Source organism: Pseudonocardia sp. (assembly GCF_050246655.1).
In the GTDB taxonomy this organism is placed as follows: domain Bacteria; phylum Actinomycetota; class Actinomycetes; order Mycobacteriales; family Pseudonocardiaceae; genus Pseudonocardia.
The window spans coordinates 1-11,194 of record NZ_JBFWVQ010000077.1; the positions used below are offsets into that span (position 1 = coordinate 1).

Consider the following 11,194-nt stretch of genomic DNA (forward strand, 5'->3'; position numbering starts at 1 on the left):
AGCGCCGAGGACGACGACCGGTGCGCGCAGTACAGCGTTCCCGCAGGTACGGGTACGGCGACGCCGCCCAGGCCGACGACGGTCGCGGCCATGGCGGCGAGGACGGGATCGATCATCATGACGGGTCCCTAAGGTTGTTGATGTTCGGGGTTGGTGCCTCGGATGCCCGGGGCGACGGGGTGTGGCTGATGACGGTTTGCCGCTGGGTGGCTTTCGGAGAATGGCCGCCTCGTCGTGCTGGACGCCCTGGCCGCTGATTCGGATCTGCTGCGAGCCGTCGCTGTTTAGGGACCTGCCGGCGGGGTGATCCACGGGCTTGACCTGCACGTACAGGAGCAAGCGAGTGGCGGCACGGCCGGTGATTTGGGTGGGGATCGACGTCGGGAAGCGCGCGCATCACGCGTGCGCGATCGACGACAAGGGCAAGACGGTGTTCTCGCGGAAGGTCGACAACGACCAGGCCGCGATCGAGGAGTTGCTGACCCGAGCGCACGCCGCGGCCGACAAGGTGGCCGGTGAGCTGCGCTGGGCGATCGATCTGACCAGCAGCTTCTCGGCGCTGCTGCGGGCCGTGCTCACCGCGGCCGACCAGCCGGTCGGGTACGTGCCCGGCCGGGTGGTCAACCGGATGAGCGGGGTCTTCCGCGGCGAGGGCAAGACCGACGCCCGCGACGCGCGGGTCATCGCCGAGAGCGCCCGGATGCGCACCGACGAGTTGGCCCTGATCACCGCGACCGACGAGGTGACCGCCGAGCTGGGGCGGCTGGTGGGCCACCGTGAGGACTTGATGGCGGACTGGGTGCGCGGGGTCAACCGCCTGCGTGACCTGTTGACCAGCATCTTCCCTGCCCTGGAGGCAGCGTTCGACTACTCGACCCGCTCGGCGTTGATCCTGGTCACCAGGTTCCAGACCCCGGCCGCGATCCACGCCGCCGACCTCGACGGCGTGACCGCGCACCTGCGTGCGCATCGGGCCTGGGCGCCGGGCATCGACGCCATGGCTGCCACTGCCGTCGCTGCCGCGCGCACCCAGACCGTGACCTTGCCCGGCCAGGACAGCACCGCGGTCCTGATCGCCGGGCTCGCGACACGGCTGCTGGAGCTGGATCGGGAGATCAAAGACACCACCAAGCTGATCATCACGCGGTTCCGCGACCATCCAGACGCGGAGATCATTGAGTCGCTGCCCGGTCTGGGCCCGATCCTGGGTGCGGAGTTCCTGGTCGCCACCGGCGGCTCGGGCGGCCTGTCGGCCGGGTTCGCCAACTCCGGGCGGCTGGCCTCCTACGCCGGGCTCGTCCCGGTCCCGCAAGACTCCGGCCGAGTCAGCGGCAACCTGCGCCGCCCGACGCGCTACAACCGCCGGCTGCGGCGCGTGTTCTACATGGCCGCTCTGTCCAGTCTCCAGGTCGAAGGCCCATCCCGGGTCTTCTACCAGCGAAAACGAGCCGAACGCATGCTGCACACCCCAGCCCTGCTCGCCCTGGCACGCCGCCTGGTAGACGTGCTCTGGGCGCTGCTGCGCGACCGGCGCCTTTTCACCACGACCGCGCCGCAACCCACTACGACGGCAGCTTGACACGATCATTCGGATTCTCCTTCGAGAAGGCGGTCGAGGTCGGGGTCCGGGGCGGTGTCCGACGCGACCAGCCACCGCCCGTCCGGTTGGAAGGCGAGCACCAGATGGCCGTTGACCAGCGCGTTCCTGCCGGGCCCTCCGGGCGGGCCGGTGATGGTCTCGACGGCCGCGAGGTAGGCGCGTCGCCGGTCGTCCGGTGCGGCGGCCACGAGTTCGAGGTCGCGTACGGCCGCGCGGCGCACCTCGCCGGGCGGGGGCGGGTCGAGGACGAGCACCCCGACGGTCGCAGGCGGGGACCCGGGTTCGGCGTACCCGGCGGCGCGGAGGTGGGTGCGCCCGGTGTCGTCCGCGACGAGCGACAGCGCCGCGATGAGGTACGCACGGGCGACCGCCTCGGGATCGCCCAGGTCGACGGCCGGGTCCACCGGGAGCGCTGGCGCGCCCCGGACGACGGCGGGCGCATCGAGGGCGAGGCGGTCCTGCGCGGTCAGCGTCGAGCCCGTCGGGGCCGCGTCGGTGGAGCGGCCGAGCAGCGCGGCGGCGAACACGACGGCGGCTACCAGGACGGCGATCAGCAGCGGGACGGATCGGTGCACGCTGTCACTCCCGGAAGCTCACGTGGACGTGGTCGTAGTGGCCGCCGGTCGCGTCCCGCGTGTCGTAGACGCCCCCGCCGGAGTAGCGGCGGCCCCAGTCGCCCTGGTCGGCGACCCCGGGCGCCCAGTACCGGCCCTGCCAGATCAGGTAGCGGACCCTCAGCGCGTCCGCGTGCTCGGAGAACCAGCGGGCGACGCGCCACCCGGCGTCGAGGTCGTCACCCGTGGCGAACCGGCCCGGTGCGCTGGGGAACAGGTCGCACGCCCGGCCGCGGGGATGGTCGCTGCGCGGGTTCCAGGCGTGGGCGTCCCAGCAGCCGGCGGACCGGATCACCGGACCGTCCGACCAGGAGCCGAACACCTTGGTGGCGGCGGTCAGGCCGTGCAGGGTGGCCCCGGTGACGCACCCGTCGCCGGTGGGGTCCTCCTCGTCGCACCCCGTGGCGCCGCCCGTCCAGGCGGTGGGGACCGCTCGCTCGGGTGCGGCGGCCGGGGCATCGTCGGCGAACCGCTCGACGAGCGCGTGGACCGCGTCGAGGTAGCTGGCGACGAGCTGCGCGCACCTCGTCGCGCAGCCGGCCTCGCCCGCCGCGGGCACGCCCGTCGCGGACCCGACGACGCGTCCGCAGCCCGCGATGTGGCACACGAGCATCGCGTCGAGCGGCGCGGTGGGCTTGCGTGCGGCGTCGAGGTGGCGGGTGACGGCACGCAGGTTCGTGCACATCCACGGGATCGCGACCGCGAGGTGGTCCGCCGCGGTCAGGACGGGCTCGCCCGCGACCGGCGGGTCCGCCGTCCACGGGCCGCCGCCCGCGGCGACCCAGTTGCGCTCGTCGAACCGCAGGAGCCCCGCAGGGCCGCCGTCCGAGCCCGCCGTCTCCGCCCACCCCGACTCGGCCTGCACCTGCGCGACCACCCACACCGGCGGCAGCTCCGGACAGTGCTCGGCGGTGAGATCGACGATCAGGGGCAACGCCGCCCGCGCGGCCTGCGGGATGCTCGCCACGGCCACCCCCGACGACGGTCCGGGAGCCTGCGGGGCCGGCGCGGCCCCGAGCAGGAGGAGCCCGGCCGCCGCAGCGAGTGCAGCGGTGACAGCGCGGGACATGGCTCAGCCCGTCGCCCGTTCGAGGGCCTCGTCGTCGAGGTCGTCGGGCACCCTCACAGGCACCCCCACGGGCTCCGCTGCAGCGCCGATCGGCTGCGCGCCGACGCCGCGGCCCGCCGGGAGAGAGCTGCTCGCCACCGGCGGTACGCGGCAGGCCGGGCCGCGGTCCAGCCGCCCGCCCGCGACGAGCGCGGCCGCGACCCTTGCCAGCGCCTCGGCGTAGGGCCGCAACGCGATCGGGAGCGATCCGGGCTCGCGGGCGAGCAGCATCTCCAGGTGGGCGCGGGGCACCCGGCCCTCGGCGAGCGCGGCGACGTGCGGCACCGCGACGACGTGCACCGCGGCGCGGACCGCGCGCTCGGCGGACGGTGCGGGCGTGTCGGGTCCGAGGACGACGGCAGCGACCGTCCCGGCGCCCACAGCCGTGTCCGACAGGAGGCGCAGGGACGCCGGGTCGTCCCGCACGACCAGCAGATCCGCCCCGTGACCGCCGACGCCCCCGTCGACGCCGTGCAGGACGGTCGCGAAGGTGGTCGTGCCTGCCCCGGCGGTCAGCCCGGCGACGACCGGTCGGCGCGGGCGCGTCATGCCGCACCGCCTGCGAGCGGGTCGTCGTCGACGAGGGCGTGGTCGGGGGCGGCGGCGGGCGCGCCCTCGGAGGCGGGGGCGTCGAGACCGAGCGTCTCCTCCCAGGCGTCCACGACGAGCCTGCCGCCGTCGTGCGCCACCGGGACGCTCAGCCGCACCCAGCAGGACGCGAGGCTGCGCCAACCGCGGCCGGTCGGTGCCGGCGCGACGGCGGGGACGCCCGCCCCAGGTTCGGGATCGGCAGGAACCGGTTCGGGCGTGCGCTCGCCGACCGCGCGGTAGGGCGTGACCCGCACCCGCACGTCGACGAGCACGCGCCCCTCGCCGTCCGGGCGGACGAGGCCGGGCAGCGCGAACTCGCCGCGCTGGCGGCCGGTGCCGGACCACCCGAGCCGCGCCGGGTCGCCCACCGGCGGCCGCAGGTAGTCGCGTAGCACCCGGCCGCGGCGAGCGGGATCGTCCTCGTCCCAGGACAGGTAGTCGACGGCGAAGGCGCCGGCCAGCGCGGCGGCCTCGGCGGGATCGGGGACGGGGACGCGCGAGGCCGCGGAAGCCGGTAGCACGGGCCACGCCGGCCCGGTGTGGCCGGGCGCGCCGGTAACAGCGCCGACGTGCGGGGCGCCGTCGGTGTGCGCAGGACTTCCCGGCGGCATCGTGACCGGTGGCGGGGGGACGGTGGCGGGCGGCGCCGTCAACGCCGGCGGGCCGGCCGGGTGCGTCGGCTCCGCGGGACCCGCGGGCGACCCGCCGAACCGCGCCCCGCCGGGCGCTCCGGCCGGGTCGAAGGAGGTACCGCTGACCGGCCGGTCGCCACGGACCGGAGGGCCGGCAGTCGCGATGCCCCCGGCGGACACCGCGGCTAGGCTGCCCGACCCCCCGGGCGGGCCGCCCTCGCCCGCCCATCCCACGGAGCGCGGGCGGGCCTCCCCGTTCGACGCCGGCCATACCGGGGGCGGCTCCCCGCCGACCTGCGCGACCGGCCACCCACCGGACCAGCCGTTCCCCCCGCCGGCGGGCGGCGCGGGCTCGACCCCCGCCCAGGCGGGCGGCCCGCCCCACACGCCTGCGGGGACGGCCGGGAACCCGCGCGGGTCGGTGGGGACGTCGGTGGGCGCGTCGGGCCAGGTACCGGCGCCGGCGGCGCGGCCGAAGAGGCGGAACCGGGACATCGTCGTCACCGTCCGGGCCGCGACGGGTGGTGCTCGGGCATGGCTTCGCCTCCTGCGGGCGCGCGGAACCGCACCCGGGGGGCGCGTGTGCGGATCGGGCGTGGTGTCCCGCTGTCCCTCACGGGCGCGGTGACGGGGGAGACGCTAGGAGCGGTGCCCTCGTACCCGGGGCCGAACGCGACGAGGGCGTTCACTCCCGTGAACGCGGGAGCGGATCAGACCGGCAGCGGCCAGGTGTGGACGGGTTCGTTCGCCGCCGACGAGTCGAGGTAGCGGGCGAGCATCCCGCGCAGAGCGGTCTCGCGCGAGGCGCCGCGCGCCTCCAGCGCCGCGACGGCGTCGCGCTGCCACGCCGACCCGGTGCGTCGTCGCACGCACCGCTGCTCGATCACCGACAGGTAGCGGTCGATGACCTCCGACCGCACACCCCACCGGGCCAGCCCGTCGGAGGCGACGGGCAACAGCTTGCGGAGCACCAGCTCGTCCGGGCGGATCCAGCCCGTGCCGGGCCAGTAGAGCGGCTCGTCGATGCCGTGGCGCGCGGCGATGAAGAAGTTCTCCTGCACGGCCTCGAACGACATGAAGCTCCACAGCGGCCGCTCGTCCTCGACCATGCAGCGCAGCAACCCGTAGAACAGCAGCGCGTTGGCCACCATGTCGATCGCCGTGGGGCCCGCCGGCAGCACCCGGTTCTCGACGCGCAGGTGCGGCACCCCACCCGTGACGTCGTACACCGGCCGGTTCCAGCGCCAGATCGTGCCGTTGTGCAGCGTCATCTCCGCGAGCTCCGGGACGCGCCCGGCACGTAGCTCGGCGATCGGGTCGACGTCCTCCGTGATCGGCATCAGGGCGGGGAAGTACCGCTTGTTCTCGGTGAACAGGTCGAGGATCGAGGTGATCCACCGCTCGCCGAACCACACCCGCGGCCGCACGCCCTGGTTGCGCAGCTCAGGGCTGCGGACGTCGCAGGCCTGCTCGAAGAGGGGGATCCGCGTCTCGGCCCATAATCGCGATCCGAGCAGGAACGGCGAGTTCGAGCCCACCGCGAGCTGGACGCCGGCCAGGCACTGGGCGGCGTTCCAGTACCCGGCGAAGGCGTCCGGCGGCACCTGCAGGTGCAGCTGCATGGACGTGCAGGCGGCCTCGGGCGCGATGGAGTCGAAGTCGACGGCGAGGGCCTCCTGCCCGTCCCCCGCGATGTCGATGCGCACCGGCTCGCCGCGCAGGCCGAGCATCTGCTCGTTGAGCACGGCGTAGCGGGTGTCGGGGGAGAGGGCCTCGACGACGAGGTCCTCATGGGTGAGGGTCGGCAGGATGCCGATGACGGCGAGCCGGGCGCCGTGATCCTCGGCGCGGGCGCAGGCGAGGTTCAGCGTGTCGGCGAGCTGGCGTTCCAGATGGCGCCACTGGTCGCCCGGCAGGGGGCGGGGCGGGAGGTTGAGCTCCATGTTCCAGCGGCCGAGCTCGGACTGGAACTCGTCGCCGAGGACCGCGAGCACCCGGTCGCCGGACAGTGCAGGAGTGAGGTCGGGGCCGACGAGGTTGAGCTCCACTTCGAGGCCGGTCATCGGCTCGTCGTGCGCGAACGGGTGCTCCCGCAGCATCACGGCGAGGGCGTCGATACACCGCTGCACCTTCGCGCGATAACGCTGTCGGTCCCGTCGACTGAACGTGGTCCGGTCGACGTCCTGGCCCATGCGATGCAGCGCCTCCCTGAAGCGGCCTGGATCGGCAGGCCAGGTCGTCCACGGTGACACATCGCCGAACCGCAGTGCTACGGCTGTCCGGCTGACTGCCCGCCGGCACTGCCGTCACGAGCAGGAAGGATGTCGTCCGTGGCCATCATCACGCCCGTCGGTGACTCCGCCGATCCGCGGCTGGACGACTACCGCGACCTTACGACGGCCGACCGCCGTCCTGATCGTCCGGGCGGCCGGGGCCTGGTCATCGCCGAGGGTGTGGTCGTTGTGCGCCGCCTGCTGGCCTCGCCCTACCCCGTGCGGTCGCTGCTGGGAGTGCCGCGCCGCCTGGACGAGCTTGCCGCCGACCTCGCCGCGCTCGACGTTCCCGCCTACGCGGCGGACGCCGACGTGATGGCCGCCGCCGTCGGGTTCCACCTCAACCGCGGCGTGCTCGCCGTCGCGGACCGGCCCGCGCCGGGGGACGCCGTCGCGATCGCCCGCGGCGCGCGGCTCCTCGCCGTGCTGGAAGGGGTCGGCGACCACGAGAACCTCGGGGCGCTGTTCCGCAACGCCGCTGCACTCGGTGTCGACGGCGTGCTGCTCGGACCGCGCTGTTCGGACCCGCTCTACCGCCGCAGCGTCCGCGTCTCGATGGGGCATGTGCTGCGGGTGCCGTTCGCGGCGCTGCCGGGCCCGTGGCCCGCGTCGCTGCACCTGCTGCGCGCGGCGGGCCTGCGCATCGCCGCCCTCACCCCGGCGGCCGGTGCCGTCGCGCTGCGCGCCGCCGACCTGGACGCGGGGCGGGTGGCCCTGCTGTTCGGCGCCGAAGGCCCGGGCCTGAGCCCGGAGGCGCTGGCCGCGGCGGACGTCCGGGTGCGCATCCCGATGGCGGACGGCGTGGACTCGCTCAACGTCGCCACCGCCGCGGCCGTCGCGTTCCACGCGTGCTCGCCCGTAGGGTGACCGATGTGGCGCAGCGGGGGTGGGGCCGGCATGCCGCCCCGACGCCGTGGGCCACGGGGCTGCCGATCGCGGCCTTCTTCGCGGTGCTCGCCGCGCTGGCCGACGTTGCGTTCGTCCGGGCCATCGGGGTGGCGGTCGGCGGGTGGTGGGTCCCCGCGAACCTCGCCGTGTGCGCCGGGCTCGCCCCCGGGCTGTGGTTGCTGCGCGACGTCCCGTTCTGGCGGTGGCCCGGGTACGGGGTGATCGCCGGGCTGGGCGCGGCCTGGGTCGTGCTGGGGTTGCGCGGCTTCATGTGACCGCCGCAACGCCGGGATGCGCGGGGCTGCCAACAGCAGGCGCCGGCGATGCCGCGCCCCCGCGGCGTCCGAAGGCCGGTGTGTCGCGGTCCGGTGCGGGTGCGTTCGCAGGGCTTGCGCATGCCTCGCAGGTGCTGCGGGGTCTGCGGGGCGTGGCGGGGGTCTGCGAGGTCCCCGGACCGGTGCCGTCCGGTGGCGGCCTCAGCGCTGGCCCTTCACCCCGAGCAGCACCTCGTCCCAGGACGGCATCACGGGCTTGCCCTTCTTCGTCCGCCGCGGCGGCGCGGGACGCTGCTCCTCGGCGGGACGGGCCGGCTCGGTGCCATCGTGTTCCGGCGGCGGGCCCGCCCGGCCTGCGGCGCGCTCGGCCTCCCGCTCCGCCACGAGCTCCGCGACGGTCCCGGCACGCTGTGGGGCCTCCTCCCGAGCGGGGCGCTCGCCCCGGACCGGTGCGGCCGGCTCGGCCGGACGGTCCGTCGCCCCCGGGTGCGCGTTGTCGCGGGCCGTGGTGGCGCGGTGCTCCGGCTCCGCCGGGTGCGCGTTGTCGCGGGCCGTGGTGGCGCGGTGCTCCGGCTCCGCCGGGTGCGCGTTGTCGCGGGCCGTGGTGGCGCGGTGCTCGTCGGCGGGCGGCTTCGTGTGCTGCTCGGACCGGTGTTCGGCCCGGTGTTCGGCCCGCCGCCGTTCGACGACCGGGTCCGGGCGGCGGCGCTCGACCGGCCGGTGCTCGATCCGCGCGGGCGCGACCTCCCCATGGGGCTCGGCCCGTCTGGGCGCCTCGGCCGCGGCGACCTCCTCGGCGGGCTCGTCCGCGCGCGCGAGGTCGATGACCTCGCCGATCGTGCGCAGCGGCCGTGCCGGAAGCCCCTCGACGAGGTCGCCCGCGTTCTCGTCCAGCGCGGCGACGGTGCCGCCGTTCGCGCCCGGCTGGAACGTCCAGTGGGCGCGGTTGTCCGATCGACCGGCCGTCCACGCGAGGGTGACGACCCACCGGCCGTCCTCGCCCTTCCAGGAATCCCACGCGGCGTCGTCGTAGGTCTGGCCGCGCAGCTCGAAGGTGGCCGCGACGACCTCCGCGAGGGTGCGCCGGTCCGGCCCGTCCGCGCGGATGGGATGGGCGAGCCGGGCCAGCTCGGCGGTGCGGGAACGCTCCAGCAGCACCGGGTAGGCGAATCGTTCGATCTTCTGCTCCGGCACGCCCGCGATGCTCGCCAGCTCCGCGACGGACGCTCCTGCGCGGATCCGGGCCTGGATCTCCCGTGGTCGCAACTCGTTTCCCACCTCGATCGCGATCTGACCGAGCCGGGCCTGGTCGCCGCGCGCAGCGGCCCGCAGGGTCTCGTCTCCCGGCACGGTGAAGCGCTCGCGGCGGTCGGGATCCTCGAGGACGACGGTGATGTTCCCGTCGACCTCCCTGATCCCGACGACGCGCAGCGCCCGCATGGCCTCCCCGCTCCTCGTCGACGGCGGCCCCGTCCGGGTGACGGTAGTTGCCGGATCGTGACCCGCGACGGAGGCGCGCCGCCACGACACCGATCCGTGGCAGCCTAGATGTGGATCAGCCGAGCTGCTCGACGACCCAGTCGACGCAGGACGTGAGGGCCGACACGTCCTCGGGATCGACGGCGGGGAACATCCCGATGCGCAGCTGGTTGCGACCGAGCTTGCGGTACGGCTCCGTGTCGACGACACCGTTGGCGCGCAGGACCTTGGCGACCGTGGCCGCGTCCACGCCGTCGAAGTCGACCGTGCCGACCACCTGCGAGCGGTGCGCGGGATCGGCGACGAACGGCGTGGCGAACGGGACCTTCTCGGCCCAGGTGTAGAGCCGCTGGGAGGAGTCGGCGGTGCGGGCGACGCACGCGTCCAGGCCGCCGAGGTCGAGCATCCACTCGATCTGGTCCGCGAGCATGATCAGTGTGGCGACGGCAGGTGTGTTGTAGGTCTGGTCCTTCGCCGAGTTGTCCACGGCCGTGGCCAGCGACAGGAACGGCGGGATCCAGCGGTCGGCCGCGGCGAGCTGCGCGATCCGCTCCAGCGCGGCCGGGCTCAGCAGCGCGATCCAGAGGCCGCCGTCGGAGGCGAAGCCCTTCTGCGGGGCGAAGTAGTAGGCGTCGGCCTGGGTGATGTCGACGGGCAGGCCGCCCGCGCCGGACGTGGCGTCGATGACGACGAGCTGGCCTTCGGTGGACTCCGCAGGCCGCACGACGGGGACGGCCACCCCGGTGGAGGTCTCGTTGTGGGCCCAGGCCAGGACGTCGCAGCTCGGGTCCGCGGCGGGCGCGGGGGCGCTGCCCGGCTCGGCGGAGATCACGACGGGGTCGACGAGGAACGGCGCGCCACGGGTGGAGTCGGCGAACTTCGCGGCGAACTCGCCGTAGGTCAGGTGCAGCGCGCGGTCGCGGACCAGCCCGAACGCCGCGGCGTCCCAGAACGCGGTGGAGCCGCCGTCGCCGAGCACGACCTCGTAGCCCTCGGGGAGCGAGAACAGCTCGCGCAGGCCCGCCCGGACCCGCCCGACCAGCGACTTGACCGGCTTCTGGCGGTGCGAGGTCCCCATGACGTCCGCCGCGGCCGCGACGGCCGCGAGCTGCGCGGGGCGGACCTTCGACGGCCCGCAGCCGAAGCGGCCGTCGGCGGGCAGGAGGTCGGCGGGAATCGTCAGGTCGGTCACGGGCCCCAGTCTGTCAGCCGTCCGGCGGTGCGGGCGTGCCCGGTTGGCGCACGTCACGGCCCGCAGCGCCGAGCTCGTGGGCGGCGCGCTCCTGTGCCTCGGTCGTGGCCTCGACGTACCCGGCGACGAGTTCGAGGTCGTCCGTGCTGTACCTCGCGTACACCTCGGCGAGGCCGGCGAGCAGGCCCGTGAACAGCTCCTCGACGGCGCGGGCGTGGGCCGGCTCGTGGGTGACCTCGACGCGCCTGCGGTCGGTCGCGCTGGGCGTGCGGCGGACGTAGCCCTTCGCCTCCAGCCGGTCCAGCACCCCGGTGACGGACGCGGGCGCGAGGCCGGTCCGCTCGCCGATCTCGCCCGGGGTGCTCGTCCCGTGCCGGGCGACGATCTCCAGCACCTTCTCGTCGGTCGGGCCGAGGCCGAGCAGGGCGGCGAGGTGGGTGTGGAACAGGACCATCGCGGTGCTCTGGCGCCTGCCGGCGGCGCGCAGCCGCCGGAGCGCGGCGTCGCGGCGGCCTTTCTCGGTTGACGGGCTGATGGCCGCT

Annotated in this window: 11 protein-coding genes; 3 read left to right on the forward strand and 8 right to left on the reverse strand. The window is 75.2% G+C overall.

Annotation, left to right across the window (positions count from 1 at the left end):
* Nucleotides 1-343 precede the first annotated feature (343 nt).
* Complete coding sequence (locus tag AB7J25_RS21280; protein WP_428511354.1) at nt 344-1,579, forward strand: IS110 family transposase; 1,236 nt, start codon at nt 344-346, stop codon at nt 1,577-1,579.
* Nucleotides 1,580-1,584: 5 nt separating this feature from the next.
* Here the strand turns inward: AB7J25_RS21280 and AB7J25_RS21285 are convergent, their stop codons facing one another.
* The 5 genes from AB7J25_RS21285 to AB7J25_RS21305 form a co-directional block, all read right to left on the reverse strand.
* On the reverse strand, nt 1,585-2,175 hold the full coding sequence (locus tag AB7J25_RS21285) for a hypothetical protein (RefSeq protein WP_428511355.1): 591 nt from the start codon (nt 2,173-2,175) through the stop codon (nt 1,585-1,587).
* Nucleotides 2,176-2,179: 4 nt separating this feature from the next.
* Nucleotides 2,180-3,283, reverse strand: a complete 1,104-nt coding sequence (locus AB7J25_RS21290) for a hypothetical protein (protein ID WP_428511356.1) — start codon at nt 3,281-3,283, stop codon at nt 2,180-2,182.
* 3 nt (nt 3,284-3,286) lie between these two features.
* Entirely contained in the window at nt 3,287-3,871 is a 585-nt protein-coding gene (locus AB7J25_RS21295; RefSeq protein WP_428511357.1) for a hypothetical protein, read from the reverse strand.
* Nucleotides 3,868-5,040 (reverse strand): hypothetical protein, encoded by a 1,173-nt coding sequence (locus AB7J25_RS21300; protein WP_428511358.1) that lies wholly within the window; start codon nt 5,038-5,040, stop codon nt 3,868-3,870. Before AB7J25_RS21300 ends, AB7J25_RS21295 begins: the two co-directional genes overlap by 4 nt.
* 215 nt (nt 5,041-5,255) lie before the next feature.
* The gene (locus AB7J25_RS21305; protein ID WP_428511359.1) at nt 5,256-6,737 is read right to left on the reverse strand and encodes a glutamate--cysteine ligase; all 1,482 of its coding nucleotides are present in this window, start codon (nt 6,735-6,737) and stop codon (nt 5,256-5,258) included.
* A 129-nt stretch (nt 6,738-6,866) separates the two neighbouring features.
* Here AB7J25_RS21305 and AB7J25_RS21310 point away from each other — a divergent pair, with 129 nt between their 5' ends.
* Both AB7J25_RS21310 and AB7J25_RS21315 read left to right on the forward strand, forming a co-directional pair.
* The gene (locus AB7J25_RS21310; protein WP_428511360.1) at nt 6,867-7,685 is read left to right on the forward strand and encodes a TrmH family RNA methyltransferase; all 819 of its coding nucleotides are present in this window, start codon (nt 6,867-6,869) and stop codon (nt 7,683-7,685) included.
* A gap of 5 nt (nt 7,686-7,690) precedes the next feature.
* Nucleotides 7,691-7,981: a DUF2537 domain-containing protein gene (locus tag AB7J25_RS21315; RefSeq protein WP_428511361.1), complete on the forward strand. Its 291-nt coding sequence runs from the start codon at nt 7,691-7,693 to the stop codon at nt 7,979-7,981.
* Between the two features lie 201 nt (nt 7,982-8,182).
* Here the strand turns inward: AB7J25_RS21315 and sepH are convergent, their stop codons facing one another.
* From sepH to AB7J25_RS21330, 3 genes are all read right to left on the reverse strand, one after another.
* Nucleotides 8,183-9,421, reverse strand: coding sequence for a septation protein SepH (gene sepH, locus AB7J25_RS21320; protein ID WP_428511362.1), 1,239 nt, complete (start codon nt 9,419-9,421; stop codon nt 8,183-8,185).
* Between the two features lie 115 nt (nt 9,422-9,536).
* Nucleotides 9,537-10,652, reverse strand: a complete 1,116-nt coding sequence (gene serC / locus AB7J25_RS21325; protein ID WP_428511363.1) for a phosphoserine transaminase — start codon at nt 10,650-10,652, stop codon at nt 9,537-9,539.
* A gap of 13 nt (nt 10,653-10,665) precedes the next feature.
* Nucleotides 10,666-11,106 carry a MarR family transcriptional regulator gene (locus tag AB7J25_RS21330; RefSeq protein WP_428511364.1) on the reverse strand — a complete coding sequence of 147 codons (441 nt, stop codon included), beginning with the start codon at nt 11,104-11,106 and terminating at the stop codon, nt 10,666-10,668.
* Between the last annotated feature and the right edge of the window lie 88 nt (nt 11,107-11,194).

Excerpts from the sequence above, each read along its gene's own strand:
- AB7J25_RS21330 (WP_428511364.1), bottom strand. The coding sequence starts at position 11,106 with ATGGTCCTGTTCCACACCCACCTCGCCGCCCTGCTCGGCCTCGGCCCG.
- AB7J25_RS21295 (WP_428511357.1), bottom strand. The coding sequence starts at position 3,871 with ATGACGCGCCCGCGCCGACCGGTCGTCGCCGGGCTGACCGCCGGGGCA.
- AB7J25_RS21305 (WP_428511359.1), bottom strand. The coding sequence starts at position 6,737 with ATGGGCCAGGACGTCGACCGGACCACGTTCAGTCGACGGGACCGACAG.
- AB7J25_RS21300 (WP_428511358.1), bottom strand. The coding sequence starts at position 5,040 with ATGTCCCGGTTCCGCCTCTTCGGCCGCGCCGCCGGCGCCGGTACCTGG.
- sepH (WP_428511362.1), bottom strand. The coding sequence starts at position 9,421 with ATGCGGGCGCTGCGCGTCGTCGGGATCAGGGAGGTCGACGGGAACATC.
- AB7J25_RS21310 (WP_428511360.1), top strand. The coding sequence starts at position 6,867 with ATGTCGTCCGTGGCCATCATCACGCCCGTCGGTGACTCCGCCGATCCG.
- AB7J25_RS21290 (WP_428511356.1), bottom strand. The coding sequence starts at position 3,283 with ATGTCCCGCGCTGTCACCGCTGCACTCGCTGCGGCGGCCGGGCTCCTC.